The sequence below is a fragment of the Ruminococcus sp. OM04-4AA genome (genome assembly GCF_003462585.1).
In the GTDB taxonomy this organism is placed as follows: Bacteria; Bacillota; Clostridia; order Lachnospirales; family Lachnospiraceae; genus Mediterraneibacter; species Mediterraneibacter faecis.
The window spans coordinates 14,770-29,886 of sequence record NZ_QTZH01000021.1 but is presented as its reverse complement, the minus strand read 5'-3'; the positions used below and the strand labels follow the sequence as shown (position 1 = coordinate 29,886).

The window sequence follows — 15,117 nt, the reverse complement described above, 5'->3', positions numbered from 1 at the left end:
ATGCGGTACAGATATGATATGCAGCTTCATACATTGGATACACAGCTTACACATATGGGTGAATTGTGTGAAGCAGCAATTACAAAGGTAACACAGGCGTTAAAGGACGGCAACACAGAACAGGCTCAGGTTGTGATCAAGGAAGATGAAGAGATCGATCAGATTGAAAAAGATATCGAGAGACTTTGTCTGAAACTTTTGCTTCAGCAGCAGCCGGTTGCAAGAGATCTTAGAAGAATCTCAGCAGCACTTAAGATGATCACAGATATGGAACGTATCGGAGATCAGACTTCTGATATTGCAGAGATCATCATTTCTTCCAAGTGGGAAAAGATGGAGGAGAATCTTGATAAGCTGACAGCAATGGCAACAGGAGTAAGCAAGATGGTACGCAACAGTGTAACTGCATATGTTGAAAAAGATCTTGAACTTGCCCGTACAGTTATGAAAGATGATGATGAGATCGATGATTATTTTGATGAGATCCGAGATCAGATGATTCAGTTGATCCGTGAGGCTGACAGCCGTGATGGAAGAAAAATCTTTGATCTGATCATGGTGACAAAATATCTTGAGCGAATTGGAGACCATACGACCAATATTGCCGAGTGGGTAGAATTTTCAATTACCGGAGTACATAAGGATAGTTCTGTGATGCATCAGGAGGGAGAACGAAATATATGATTTTTTGTGTAGAAGATGACGATAATATTCGCGAACTTGTAATCTACACTCTGGAGACAACCGGTCTGGAAGCCAAAGGATTTGCAGACGGGACGGCATTTATGGAGGCTTTGGCGTTTGACACGCCAGAGCTTGTTTTGCTTGATATTATGCTTCCGGGGGAAGATGGACTTGAGATTCTTAAGAAACTGAAAAATTCATCAAAGACAAAGGATATCCCTGTGATCATGGTGACAGCGAAGGGGTCAGAGTATGATAAGGTAGTGGGACTGGATTCCGGTGCGGATGATTACGTGACAAAACCATTCGGTATGATGGAGCTGATCTCCAGAATCAAAGCAGTGCTTCGCAGAAGTGGGAAGCAGCAGGATAAGACGAAACTTTCTATTGGAGGAATCTGCTTAGATACGAAGAAACATGAAGTAAAAGTAGACGGAGAGAATGCTGTATTGACATTGAAAGAGTTTGAGTTACTTGAGAAACTGATGCGCAATCAGGGAATCGTGCTGACAAGAGATCAGCTTCTGACAGAGATCTGGGGCTATGATTTTGATGGAGAGACAAGAACGGTTGATGTTCATATCCGGACGCTTCGCCAGAAGTTAGGTGAGCAGGGCAGTTTGATCAAGACGGTTCGTGGTGTTGGATATCGGATCGGTGGAGAAGCGTAATACAAGTCTGGAGGATATGAGAAAGTGAGAAAACGAATTCAGAAAAGCATGATGTTTATACTGATTGCAATTTTAGTTCCGATATATCTGATCATGTCTGTTGGTGTGTATCAGCGGAACCTGAAGATCCTTGAGGGTGAGATCAAACAGGAGGCATCGTATATCAAACGGGCAGTCGATCTGTCAGGAACAGAGTATCTTGCACAGCTGGATGATGTGGATCAGGGAACGCGGGTGACGCTGATTGCATCTACGGGAGAGGTTCTGTATGATTCCAGAAATGATGGAAGTACAATGGAGAATCATAAGACCAGAGCCGAAGTACAGCAGGCTTTGAAGAATGGGACAGGCGAGAAGATCCGTATGTCAGATACCGTAAGAAAAGAATTGTATTATTATGCGGTTCTTCTGGATGATGGGAACGTTCTTCGTGTTTCAAAATCAATGGATAGTTTGATGTGGACTTCATTAAATATTTTGCCGGTGGTTATAGGGATTGGAATCATTGGACTTGTACTTGCCTGGTTTCTTGCAAAATGGCAGACAAACAGACTGATGGAACCTGTAATTCATCTGGATTTGGAAAACCCATTGGATAATGTTGTATATGAGGAGATGACCCCGCTTTTGGAAGCTATGGATAAGCAGAATAAAGAAAAAGAAGCTGTGGCCAATATGCGTAAAGAATTCTCTGCAAATGTATCCCATGAGCTGAAAACTCCGCTCACTTCGATTTCCGGATACGCAGAGATCATGATGAATGGACTGGTACGTCCGGAGGATATCCCAAGATTCTCTGAGACTATTTATAAGGAGGCACGCAGACTTCTGACCTTAATCGAAGATATTATTAAGATATCAAAGCTAGATGACGAATCTGTTGAGCTTGAGAAAGAAGATGTAGATTTATTTGAACTGACGAGAGAAATTGTCAGTCGTCTTTCTCTTACTGCGGCTCAGCGGAATATTCATATGGAACTGACAGGAGAATCTGTGAAAATACATGGAATCCGTCAGATTCTGGATGAAATGATCTATAATATTACAGAAAATGCTGTAAAGTATAATAAAGAAAATGGAAATGTAACCATTTGGGTAGGAAATACACTGGAAGGACCGAAAGTCCGCGTGAGTGATACAGGAATCGGAATTCCAAAAGAACATCAGGATAGAATCTTTGAACGATTCTACAGAGTTGACAAGAGCCATTCGAAAGAACGGGGTGGAACAGGACTTGGACTGTCGATCGTGAAGCATGGAGCAATTCTGCATGGGGCAAAAGTTCAGGTGGATAGTGAGTACGGAAAAGGAACAAGAATGGAAATTGTATTTCCTGAGAAATAAAATAGTGATGCTTTACGCAGGAGAAGAGGAAGAAAACCTTCCTTTTCTTCTGCGTTTTTGCTTGAATCAAACAAGAGGTTGTGCTAGGATGGATATAACAAGTGGAAAATATCTCCTGCGGCTGATTTTACAGAAGATATGTTTTACACGAAAGAGAAAGGGGTTACGCGTATGCTGATAGAAGTTGATTTCAACAGTGATGAGGCGATTTACATTCAATTGTGTAACCAGATCATTCTTGGTATTGCTATGTCAGATATTCAGGAAGGGGATTCACTCCCATCTGTCAGACAGCTTGCAGATACGGTTGGAGTGAATATGCATACTGTGAACAAAGCGTATCATGTGTTGAAGCGGGAAGGATATATCAGTCTGGATAAACGCAGAGGCGCAGTGATCGCGGTTGATGTAGATAAACTTCAGCAGCTCGAAGTGATGAAAGAGCAGTTAAGGATCGTACTTGCGCGAGGGCGTTGCAAGAACATCTCACGGCAGGAGGTTCATGAGCTGGTAGATGAGATTTTTGACGAATATGAGCTGCACGAGAACCGGTAGCAGAGAAGTAGAAAGACATAAGGGAGACATATATGCAGATTTCATATACAAAGCCGGCGCAGCATGCGCTTAAGTATGCGGCTAAAGCTGCCAGAGAGATGAAGCATCCGTATATCGGAACAGAACATTTGCTTCTGGCATTGAGAGAAGAATATACAGGAGTGGCAGGACAGGTACTTGCGAACAGTGGAGTAGAGTCGGAGAAGATCCTGAAGCTGATGGATGAGCTGATCACTCCGGCAGAAGAACATCCGGCAGCCAAAGGAAAGAGATTAGAAGAGAGTCCGAGACTCCAGTATCTGTTAGAGAACAGCGCGAAGGAGTGTAAAAGACTCCGTACAACGGAAATCGGAACAGAACATCTCCTTCTTGCGATGATTCGTGATGTGGATTGTGTGGCAGCAAAGATTCTGATCACATTGAATGTGAATCTTCAGAAACTATTCCAGAGCATTATGAATGCAGCAGGGATCGATCCGAAGATCTATCAGGAAGAACTTCAGGAGGATAATCGCGGAAGCGGTGCGATGATGGAGCAGTACTGTACGGATCTGACAGAACGTGCGGCAGAAGGAAAAATGGATCCGGTTGTGGGAAGAAACCAGGAAATTTACCGTCTGATGGAGATTTTAAGCCGAAGAACAAAGAACAACCCATGTCTGGTTGGAGAACCGGGAGTCGGTAAGACAGCAATTATTGAAGGTTTAGCACAGAGAATCGCATCCGGTGTGGTTCCGGAGAAGATGAAAGATAAGAAGATTTACAGTCTGGATCTTCCGGGACTGATCGCTGGTTCAAAGTACCGTGGTGAGTTTGAAGAGCGTATGAAAGGCCTGATCTCAGAAGTAGAAGCCTGTGGAAATGTAATTCTGTTCCTTGATGAGATCCATACGATGATCGGTGCCGGAGGCGCAGAAGGAGCGATTGATGCATCCAGCATTCTGAAACCTTCACTGGCGAGAGGTGAGATGCAGCTGATCGGTGCAACTACGATTGCAGAATATCGGAAGTACATTGAGAAAGATGCAGCACTTGAGCGAAGATTCCAGCCGGTGACGATCGAAGAGCCGACACAGGAGCAGTGTGTTGAGATCTTAAAAGGCCTGAAAGAGAAATACGAAGCGCATCATAAAGTTGTGATTGAAGAACAGGCACTGGAGTCAGCTGTACAGCTGTCAGAGCGTTACATTACAGACCGGAATCTTCCGGATAAGGCTATCGATGTTTTGGATGAAGCATGCTCAAAGGTAAGTCTGAAGGGATATGAGGTTCCAGAGAATCTGAAGCAGTTAGAACAGGCAGTGAAAGAGCTTGCTTCGCAGAAGGAAGAGAGCATTGAACGGGGAGATTTTGCGGAAGCGTCTCTGATTCAGAAAGAACAGGATGCAGTGCAGAAGAAATTAGACTCAGTGAAGAAACGCTTTGAGAAGAAACAGGCGAAGGCGAACCCGCCGGTAACTGTAGATGTGGTTGCAGAAGTGGTGTCTGCATGGACAAAAGTACCGGTAAGCAAGCTCGCAGAGAGCGATGCCCAGCGTCTGAAGAATCTGGAGCATGTCCTTCAGAAGAGAGTGATCGGACAGGACGAGGCTGTCGGCGCAGTTGCACGAGCCGTGAAGAGAGGAAGAGTAGGACTGAAAGATCCGAAGCGCCCGATCGGTTCCTTCTTGTTCCTCGGGCCAACCGGTGTTGGTAAGACAGAATTATCGAAAGCACTGGCAGAAGCATTATTTGGGAAAGAAGATGCAATGATCCGTGTTGACATGTCAGAATATATGGAGAAGCATTCTGTTTCCAAGATGATCGGATCCCCTCCGGGATATGTCGGTCATGAAGAAGGTGGACAGCTTAGTGATCAGGTTCGTACGCATCCGTATTCTGTCATCTTATTTGATGAGATCGAGAAAGCGCATCCGGATGTATTCAACGTGCTTCTTCAGGTGTTGGATGATGGGCATATTACAGATTCTCAGGGAAGAAAGGTCGATTTCTCCAATACAGTGATCATCATGACTTCCAATGCCGGTGCAAAAGCAATTGTTGAACCGAAGAAACTTGGGTTTGCGACAAAAGAAGATCCGGCGAGTGATTATAAGAAGATGAAGCAGAATGTGATGGACGAAGTGAAACAGATCTTCCGTCCGGAATTCCTGAACCGAATTGATGAGATTATTGTATTCCATTCACTCGGCAAAGAAGAGATGAAGAAAATCGTTTCTTTGTTATGCAATCAGTTTACTAAACGTCTGGAATCACAGATGAATATTTATCTGAAACTGCGTGAATCTGCGAAGGCTCTCATTGTGGAGAAAGGAACGGATGCGAAGTACGGAGCAAGACCACTGCGACGTGCATTGCAGACAGAACTGGAGGATAAGCTGGCAGATGCGATCCTGAACGGAGAGATTCAGGAAGGGGATCATGTGGCAGCAGGAGCATCCAAAAAGGGAATTCATTTTGTGAAGACAGAAGCTTAAAATTACATCGAATTGTAAATGTGAAGAATAAATAAAATCTATAGAAAAACTATTTTAAGTAGTATATAATAGGAACATATATATACCCAGGAGGAAATTAAAAATGGCAACAGTGAAAGAATTATTGCGTGCAGAGAACGACGGAACATTAAGCTTTGGAGATTACACTCTTGCATCCAAGACAAAGAAGGACGGATTTGAATTTAAAGGAGATCTTTATAAAGTAAAGACATTTGCGGAGATTACAAAGTTGGAGAAAAATGGAATGTTCGTTTATGAGTCTGTTCCGGGAAGTACAGTAGAGAACTTCAAAGAGACAGACACAGAAGTTGAGTTCACAGTTTCCGCACCGGAAGACGTACAGTTTACATTGGAACTTGAGCCGGAGAGCGAATATGAAGTATTTATCGCCGGAGAGTCTGCAGGTAAGATGGGAACAAACTTAAGCGGAAAATTAAGTGTAAGTGTTGAACTTAACGCAGATCAGAGTGCTGCAATCAAAGTTGTCAAATGCTAATCAGTCAGATTCGGATAGAAACAAGAGTAGTGTAAAAACAGAGGGAAAGGAATTGCAAGATGCGCCTTTCCCTTTTCTAATCTATAAATCTGGCAAGCTGTATTACGCTTGCTTCGAACAGAAAGGAAATTATGAATGGCAAAAGGAAAGAAAACAGTTTACTTCTGTCAGAATTGTGGGCATGAGGAAGCGAAGTGGCTCGGTCAGTGTCCAATGTGTAAGGAATGGAATACATTTGTCGAGGAGAGAATTGACAGTGGCATCACGAAAGGAACGACTGTAGCAGCTAGAGCGGTGAATGAAGCGAAAGTGGTTCCAATCACAGAAGTTTCCGCGGATGATGATACAAGGAATAAGACTGGAATTAAAGAATTAGACAGGGTTCTTGGTGGTGGGATTGTGCCGGGGTCACTCGTTCTGGTAGGAGGAGATCCGGGAATTGGAAAATCAACTTTGCTCTTGCAAGTCTGCCAGAGGATGGCGAAGCAGCAGAAGATTTTATATATTTCAGGAGAGGAATCACAGACTCAGATTAAGCTTCGTGCAAACCGTATGGGTGAATTCAGCCAGAATCTGTTGCTTTTGTGTGAGACGAATCTGGGGATTATCCGCAGCGTGATCGAGAAAGAGAAGCCGGAGCTTGTGATCATTGATTCCATCCAGACGATGTACAGTGAAGAGGTGAATTCCGCACCGGGAAGTGTCTCCCAGGTTCGTGAGTCTACGAATGTATTTATGCAGCTGGCGAAGGGACTATGTATCCCAATCTTCATTGTTGGCCATGTGACAAAAGAAGGAACCGTGGCTGGTCCGCGTGTGCTGGAACATATGGTGGATACAGTACTTTATTTTGAAGGAGATCGTCATGCATCTTACCGAATCCTCAGAGCTGTGAAGAATCGTTTTGGCTCTACGAATGAGATCGGTGTCTTTGAGATGAGACAGAATGGACTTGTAGAAGTAGAGAATCCATCCGAATATATGCTGAGTGGAAAACCGGAGAATGCATCCGGTTCTGTTGTAGCCTGTTCGATGGAGGGAACACGCCCGATTCTTCTGGAGATTCAGGCACTAGTTGCAAGAACAAACTTTGGTATGCCGAGAAGAACTGCAGCAGGAACAGATTATAACAGAGTGAATCTTTTGATGGCAGTACTTGAAAAACGACTTGGTATGAATCTTGGAAATTGCGATGCTTATGTAAATATTGCGGGCGGAATCAAGATGAATGAGCCGGCAATCGATCTCGGAATCGTGATGGCACTTGTGTCAAGTTACCGGAATCGTCCGATCGATGAAAAAACGATCGTGTTCGGTGAGGTTGGTCTGAGTGGTGAGGTACGTGCGGTGAATATGCCGGAGCAGCGTGTGGCTGAGGCGAAGAAGCTTGGATTCGAGACGTGTATCCTTCCGGAAGTGTGCATGAAGACGGTGAAGGATGTTAAGGGAATCAAGCTGCTGGGTGTGAAGAGTGTGAATGAGGCTGTGGCGATTTTTTAGTAATAAGAAACATTGCAAGGTTATAATGAAATAGAGCAAATGAAGAAAGAAGTTTCTAATATAAGATGAAAAGCTTGTGTTGGAAACTTCTTTTATGTTTTAAGAAAAAAATAGTTTACAATATGCTGGGGATATTGGATACGGAGTAATACAATAAAACAATGCCCTGAAAATTGAAAAAACAAACAGTATATAACAGTTGACAACAGTGATACACTGTTATATACTGTTTACAACAGGAGGTTGCTTATGAAGATTATAATCAATAATTCATCGATGGTACCGATCTATGAACAGGTCATGGAGCAGATCAAAGCGCAGATCATCTCCGGAGAATTAAAAGAAAATGATATACTGCCGTCAGTGAGAACGATGGCAAAGGAACTGAAGATCAGTGCACTTACCGTAAAGAAGGCATATGACAATCTGGAAGCGGAGGGCATGACGGTCACGGTTCATGGAAAAGGAACTTATGTTGCAGCTTCGAATACACAGTTGATGGAAGAAGAGCGCAGAAAAGAAGTTGAGGCGGATCTGGAAGCAGCGATTCAGAAAGGAAGACGCTGCGGAATGAAAGAGGAAGAGATCCGCTCCTTGTTTGAACTCATCATGGAGGACGAATAATTATGTTAGATATCAAAGGGGTAAAGAAAAGCTACGGCGAATTTCAGTTAGACTGTTCGCTAAATGTAGAAAAAGGAAGGATCACAGGTCTGGTCGGAGAAAACGGAGCCGGTAAGAGCACTGTGTTCAAGGCAGTACTCGGACTCATTTCCTATGATGGCGGCGAGATAAAGATTCTTGGAAAAACACCGCAAGAGTTAAACGAGAAAGAGAAAGAACAGATGGGAGTAGTCCTGGCAGAAGCAGGATTCAGCGGATATTTAAAAGGAAAAGATGTTAAGGCAGTTCTTGCCAAACTGTATCCAAAGTTTGAAGAAGAAAAATTTCTTCAGATGTGTGAAAGATATCAGATTCCACTGGATAAATTCTTAAAAGAGTATTCAACTGGAATGAAAGCAAAGCTGAATCTGATCATTGCATTGACGCATCAGGCAGATTTCCTGATGCTGGATGAGCCGACAGCCGGTCTTGATGTCGGAGCAAGAGAAGGGATGTTGGATATTTTGAGAACATATATGGAAGAAGAACCGGAGAGAAGTATCCTGATCAGTTCACATATATCTTCAGACTTAGAGCATCTGTGTGATGATATTTATGTGATTCATAAAGGAAAGATCGTACTTCATGAAGAGATGGATAGAATTCTTGAAAAGTATGCCATGTTGAAAGTCAGCGAGGAACAGTATCAGGCTTTAGATAAAAACTATATCCTGAAAGAGAGAAAAGAAAATTTCGGAATTGCCTGTCTGACAAATGAGAAGCAGTATTATACAGAAAATTATCCGGAAATTGTAGTGGAAAGCGGATCACTCGATCAGGTGATTCTGATGTTGACAGGAGGCGGGATGTGATGAAAGGAATCAGAGGACTTTTGGAAAAGGATTTTCGGTTGTTTCGTTATCAAGGTGGAAAATTTTTTCTTGTAATTGCAATTGTGGGGTTATTTTTAAGTCTTGCAGGAAATATGGAGACCAATTTTGTCTCTATTTATATTACAAGTGTAATGGCAATTTATTCTGGAAGTACAATTAGTTATGATGAAGCAGAACATGGTTATAACTACCTTTTTTCTTTACCAATAAACAGAAAAGTATATGTACAGGAAAAATATATCTTCTCATTTATTTTAACTGTAGTTGGATGGTGTGCAGGTATGATCTGTGCAGGAATTGCTGCAATGATAAAACCGGGAGAAAGATTTAATCTGGAAAGACTGGCAGAAAGTTTAATTGCGTTAATGATTATTTTAGCAATTTCAGGAATTATGATTACAATTAAACTGAAATTTGAAGGCGAGAAAGGAAGACTTGTATTTGCTATTATATTTTTGTCAATCTTTGTAGGATGTTATTTGATCGGATATCTTGTGAATGCAAGTTCAAGCGTGGAGAAGAGATTTGCACAAATGGCAAAAGGAATTGAAGATACACAGATGATATTTTTAGTGATTGCGTTGAGCTTGCTTGTATGGTTCATCTCTTATATTTACAGTATGAGAGTCATGAAAAAGAAAGAGTTTTAGTTATTGTTCACTCCCGTGTCAATCACTTCGCTGATTGACACGGAGGATGCATGTTTTGGCTTGAATGCATCTCGCCTCATCGCCAAAGGCGATTTAAAATGGTGAGATGCGTTGCTGGTCGCACATCGTGTGAACAGTAACGAATTTTAAGATGGAGTGGTGAAATCAGATGGTGTCAGCCAATTGATTTCATCATTTTTTATATAATTAGGAAAGTTCTTTCCTAATATATAAAAACGCTCCGCTAGGGATGCGCACTGCGGCGTACAAGGTAGGTGTCGCAAGCGACCACCGCAGGCGCAAGAATGGGCCAAGGTACATTCTTTGTTCTATTAAAATTAATTAACAGTCTAATTAGTTTATGTGCAAAAAGTATTAAGAAAGTGTGAAAAATAAGAAAAAATATTGACTTACTTAAGAGAAAGTACTATATTTTCAATTAGTTAATTAACTAACTAATTTTAGCGTTCGTTCTGCAGGGAAAGTGATAGTCAGAGCTTTTATTTTGCAGAACATATCAATAAATCAAGGAGGAAAAAGAACGTGAAGTGTCAGAAAAAAGATGTTCCATTGCTTGGATTGATGGGAAAGAGCATGCATTTGATAGGGAAGAGGGCACAGGAATTGTATGCAGAATACGATTTGAACAGAGCCCAGTCAGGTATCTTATTTGCCCTTCATCAGGAAGATTCCATGTCTCAGAAGGAACTTGCGAAGCGCTTGAATGTAACGCCGCCATCAATTACATCAATGATCAAGAAGATGGAGCAGGAAGGTTATATTATAAGAAAAGCGGATGAGCAGGATCAGAGGGTGATGCGTCTCACTCTTGCAAAGAAAGGGAAAGATTGCGTAGCTTATGTAATCAAGACAGCTGAGAAACTGGAAGAAATCGTGTTTGAAGGAATGACTGCGGAAGAGAAGATGCTTTTTCGCCGGCTGCTCTTGCAGATTTTAGAGAATGTGGAGTAATAAATGGAGTAGATTGCTGTCGCTTAGAATCAGCGGTTAGTGATAGATTATGTAACTTGAAGAGAGTTGTTGTTGCTCGCACATATTGCGAACAGTAACAGAGAATTACTAGGAAAGGAACCACGCAGATTATGAAGAATTTATTCAAATATGCTGCATCATACTGGAAAGCAATGATTGCAATCTTGCTGATTCTGGTTTTGCAGGCGTATTGTGATCTGTCCTTGCCGGCCTACACATCAGATATTGTAAATGTAGGAATCCAGCAGGGCGGTATTGAAGATGAAGTACCGAGACAGATTGCAACAGAAGAAATGGAAAAATTGCTTTTGTTTGTGTCGGAAGACGATCAACAGACAGTAATGGATGCATATACAGAAGATAATACATCTTATAAGAAAGAAGCTTATGTCCTGAAAGATTCTGTTGCGGAAGATGAACATACATTGAGAAAGCTGAAAGAGATCCTTCAGATTCCAATGATGATGACATCAGGAATTGAGTCCGGAAGTGATACAACAAAGCAGATGGAAGAGAAACTGAAAGAGCAGATGTCACAAGGAATGTCCCAGGGAATGCCACAGTCAGTGCCACTCGATGATATGTCTATGTTTGATCTTCTGAAAATGCTTCCGGCTGAGCAGAGAGCAACAATGGTTGAGAAGATTGAAGAGCAGATGTCAGAGATGCCGGATACAATTCTTGATCAGGCAGCAGTGAGCTTCTGCAGGAGTGCATATAAAGACCTTGGAATGGACATGGATCAGACACAGATTCATTATCTGTTAAAAACAGGAGGTCAGATGGCTGCACTTGCTCTTCTTGGAATGGCAGCAAGTATTATGGTTGCATTTCTGGCATCAAGAGTTGGAGCAAGTGCAGGACGTGATCTGAGAAGCGGAGTGTTCCATAAGGTTGTTGGATTTTCAAACAACGAGTTCAATCACTTCTCAACAGCATCTTTGATCACGAGAAGTACGAATGATATCCAGCAGATTCAGATGCTGATCGTTATGCTGCTTCGTATGGTTCTGTATGCGCCAATCCTTGCAATCGGTGGAGTGCTGCAGGTTATGAAGACGAATGTATCCATGTCCTGGATCATCGGACTTGCGGTTATTATCATTGCATTTGTAGTTTTGTTGCTGTTCCTTGTTGTTATGCCAAAGTTCAAAGTGCTGCAGAATCTTGTTGACAAGTTGAACCTTGTAACAAGAGAGATTCTGACAGGACTTCCGGTTATACGTGCATTCAGTACAGAGAAGCATGAGGAAGAGAGATTTGATGATGCAAACCGCACACTGACGAAGACGAATCTTTTCGTTAACCGTGCAATGACATTTATGATGCCGGTGATGATGTTTGTCATGAACGGTGTATCTGTTCTGATCGTATGGACGGGAGCACACGGAATCAGTGATGGACAGATGCAGGTTGGAGATATGATGGCATTTATCCAGTATACGATGCAGATCATTATGGGATTTTTAATGCTTTGTATGATTTCAATTATGCTTCCAAGAGCAGCTGTGGCAGCAGACCGTGTTGAGGAAGTGTTGAAGAGTGAGACAATGATTCACGATCCAAAGCAAGAAAAACATTTCCCGGAAGATGGAAAAGGTGTCCTTACATTTGATCATGTATCTTTCCGTTATCCAGGTGCAGATGAAGATGTTCTGGAAGATATTACATTTACAGCGAAGCCGGGTGAGACAACAGCGATTATCGGAAGTACCGGAAGTGGTAAGTCTACGCTGGTAAATCTGATTCCACGTTTCTATGATGTGACATCCGGAGATATTACGCTGGATGGTGTAGATATCCGTGAAGTGAAACAGCATGAACTTCGTGAGAAGCTTGGATATGTTCCGCAGAAGGGAGTTCTGTTCTCGGGAGATATCGCATCTAATATCATGTTTGGTAATTCACATGGAAGCGATGATGAGATGATCGAGGCGGCAGAGATTGCACAGGCAACAGAATTTATTGACACAAAACCGGAGAAATATAAGAGCCCGATCTCACAGGGAGGTTCGAATGTATCCGGTGGACAGAAGCAGAGACTTTCTATTGCAAGAGCAATCGCAAAGCACCCGCAGGTATTTATTTTTGACGACAGTTTTTCTGCCCTTGACTATAAGACGGATGTAACACTCCGCCGTGCGCTGGCTGAAAAGACAAGCGGAAGTACGGTGCTGATCGTTGCACAGAGAATCAGCACGATCCTGCATGCAGAGCAAATCATAGTATTGGACGAAGGTAAAGTGGCAGGCAAGGGAACACATGCCGAGCTTCTAAAAAACTGTCCGGTATACCGTGAAATCGCAGAATCCCAGCTGTCCAAGAAAGAGTTAGAAGCAGCGTTAAATGAGCAGACAGATGGAAAGGAGGATCAGATTCATGGCTAGAATGCATGGCGGTCGAAGACCGAATGAAAAAGCAAAAGACTTCAAAGGAACAATGAAAAAGCTGATCCGCTATATGGCAATTTACAAGGTACAGGTATTTTTCGTAGCCGTGTTTGCTATCTGTGGAACCATATTCAATATTGTCGGACCGAAGATTTTAGGAAAAGCAACGACGGAGATCTTCAATGGACTTGTAAGCAAAGTTTCCGGTGGAGACGGAATGGATTTCGGCAAAATCGGACAGATTCTGCTGACCGTTCTTTGTTTGTATGTAATCAGCGCACTGTGCAGTTTTGTTCAGGGATATTTGATGACAGGTGTGTCTCAGAAGACAACTTACCGTCTGAGAAGAGAAATCTCCGAGAAGATCAACCGTATGCCGATGAGCTATTTTGACACAAAGCCGGTAGGTGAAGTGCTTTCCCGTGTGACAAATGATGTTGACACACTTGGACAGAGCCTGAACCAGAGTGCGACGCAGATGATCACATCGGTTACAACTCTGATTGGTGTATTTATCATGATGTTGTCAATCAGCCCGCTGATGACAGTGATTGCAGTTTTGATTCTTCCGCTTTCTGCCGGATTGATCGGATTCGTAATGAAACATTCACAGAAATATTTCGTGGGGCAGCAGACATACCTTGGAAATGTGAATGGACAGGTAGAAGAAATCTATGGTGGCCACAACATCATCAAGGCATTTAATAAAGAAGAGGAAGTAATTGAAGTATTCAATGAAACAAATGATAAGCTGTATGATTCCGCATGGAAATCCCAGTTCTTTTCCGGTTTGATGATGCCTGTAATGCAGTTTGTTGGAAACTTAGGTTACGTGGCAGTGGCAATCCTTGGGGGATATCTGACAATTAAGGATGTGATCGAGGTTGGAGATATCCAGTCCTTTATTCAGTATGTACGTAACTTTACACAGCCATTGCAGCAGATCGCACAGGTGGCGAATATGCTTCAGTCAACAGCTGCAGCATCAGAGCGTGTCTTCGAGTTCCTGGAAGGACCGGAGGAAGATCAGACAGTAGAGAATCCGGTTTCTGTAGAGAATCTTCAGGGAAATGTTGAATTTGAGCATGTACGTTTTGGATATAATGAAGATAAGATCATCATTAATGACTTCTCAGCGGATGTGAAAGAAGGCCAGAAGATCGCAATTGTTGGTCCGACAGGAGCCGGAAAGACAACCATGATCAAATTGCTCATGCGTTTCTATGATGTAAATGGTGGTTCAATCAAGATTGACGGACACGATGTCCGGGACTTCAATAGAAGTGAACTCCGTGAAATGTTCGGAATGGTTCTGCAGGATACCTGGCTGTTCCATGGTACGATCAGTGACAATATCCGTTACGGAAAACTGAATGCGACAGAGGAAGAAGTGATTCAGGCAGCGAAGGCGGCACATGTGCATCGTTTCATCCAGACACTTCCGGGTGGATACAATATGGAACTGAATGAGGAAGCAAGTAATGTATCCCAGGGACAGAAACAGCTCCTCACAATCGCAAGGGCAATCCTTGCAGATCCGAAGATCCTGATTCTTGACGAGGCAACAAGTTCCGTTGATACTCGTACTGAGGAAATGATCCAGAAAGCAATGGATAATCTGATGAAGGGAAGAACAAGCTTTGTTATTGCCCACCGTTTGTCAACCATTCGTGATGCCGATCTGATCCTTGTTATGAAGGACGGAGACATTATCGAGCAGGGAAATCACGAAGAACTCCTTGCAAGAGGCGGATTCTATGCGGATCTGTATAATTCTCAGTTCGAGAGTACGACAGAGATCGCGTAAAGTGAAATTTTACAAGTAAATCAGTTATATACG

At 42.7% G+C, this 15,117-nt stretch carries 13 protein-coding genes; all 13 read left to right on the top strand.

The features are described from left to right. The 13 genes from phoU (at position 1) to DXB52_RS07940 (ending at position 15,084) form a co-directional block, all read left to right on the top strand. Entirely contained in the window at positions 1-684 is a 684-nt protein-coding gene (gene phoU / locus DXB52_RS08000; protein WP_117541981.1) for a phosphate signaling complex protein PhoU, read from the top strand. Then, a complete protein-coding gene (locus tag DXB52_RS07995) occupies positions 681-1,355 on the top strand; it encodes a winged helix-turn-helix domain-containing protein (RefSeq protein WP_117962032.1) in 675 nt (224 codons plus the stop codon). Before phoU ends, DXB52_RS07995 begins: the two co-directional genes overlap by 4 nt. Before the next feature lie 24 nt (positions 1,356-1,379). Next, complete coding sequence (locus DXB52_RS07990; protein ID WP_181980149.1) at positions 1,380-2,699, top strand: sensor histidine kinase; 1,320 nt, start codon at positions 1,380-1,382, stop codon at positions 2,697-2,699. Positions 2,700-2,870: 171 nt separating this feature from the next. Next, positions 2,871-3,254 (top strand): GntR family transcriptional regulator, encoded by a 384-nt coding sequence (locus DXB52_RS07985; protein WP_117542027.1) that lies wholly within the window; start codon positions 2,871-2,873, stop codon positions 3,252-3,254. A 32-nt stretch (positions 3,255-3,286) separates the two neighbouring features. Further along, the gene (locus DXB52_RS07980) at positions 3,287-5,731 is read left to right on the top strand and encodes an ATP-dependent Clp protease ATP-binding subunit (protein ID WP_117861564.1); all 2,445 of its coding nucleotides are present in this window, start codon (positions 3,287-3,289) and stop codon (positions 5,729-5,731) included. A 103-nt stretch (positions 5,732-5,834) separates the two neighbouring features. Beyond that, positions 5,835-6,248, top strand: coding sequence for a hypothetical protein (locus DXB52_RS07975; RefSeq protein ID WP_020435880.1), 414 nt, complete (start codon positions 5,835-5,837; stop codon positions 6,246-6,248). Positions 6,249-6,383: 135 nt separating this feature from the next. Further along, on the top strand, positions 6,384-7,748 hold the full coding sequence (gene radA, locus DXB52_RS07970) for a DNA repair protein RadA (protein WP_117861565.1): 1,365 nt from the start codon (positions 6,384-6,386) through the stop codon (positions 7,746-7,748). Positions 7,749-7,997: 249 nt separating this feature from the next. After that, positions 7,998-8,372: a GntR family transcriptional regulator gene (locus DXB52_RS07965; RefSeq protein WP_117541978.1), complete on the top strand. Its 375-nt coding sequence runs from the start codon at positions 7,998-8,000 to the stop codon at positions 8,370-8,372. Between the two features lie 2 nt (positions 8,373-8,374). Then, positions 8,375-9,223 carry an ABC transporter ATP-binding protein gene (locus DXB52_RS07960; protein ID WP_117541977.1) on the top strand — a complete coding sequence of 283 codons (849 nt, stop codon included), beginning with the start codon at positions 8,375-8,377 and terminating at the stop codon, positions 9,221-9,223. Continuing rightward, the gene (locus tag DXB52_RS07955) at positions 9,223-9,894 is read left to right on the top strand and encodes an ABC-2 transporter permease (RefSeq protein WP_117861566.1); all 672 of its coding nucleotides are present in this window, start codon (positions 9,223-9,225) and stop codon (positions 9,892-9,894) included. The genes DXB52_RS07960 and DXB52_RS07955 overlap by 1 nt, the downstream gene beginning before the upstream one ends. Positions 9,895-10,437: 543 nt before the next feature. After that, positions 10,438-10,866, top strand: coding sequence for a MarR family winged helix-turn-helix transcriptional regulator (locus tag DXB52_RS07950; protein ID WP_227159535.1), 429 nt, complete (start codon positions 10,438-10,440; stop codon positions 10,864-10,866). A 131-nt stretch (positions 10,867-10,997) separates the two neighbouring features. Next, positions 10,998-13,274 (top strand): ABC transporter ATP-binding protein, encoded by a 2,277-nt coding sequence (locus tag DXB52_RS07945; protein ID WP_118106921.1) that lies wholly within the window; start codon positions 10,998-11,000, stop codon positions 13,272-13,274. Further along, positions 13,267-15,084, top strand: a complete 1,818-nt coding sequence (locus DXB52_RS07940; protein WP_118106920.1) for an ABC transporter ATP-binding protein — start codon at positions 13,267-13,269, stop codon at positions 15,082-15,084. Before DXB52_RS07945 ends, DXB52_RS07940 begins: the two co-directional genes overlap by 8 nt. Positions 15,085-15,117 lie beyond the last annotated feature (33 nt).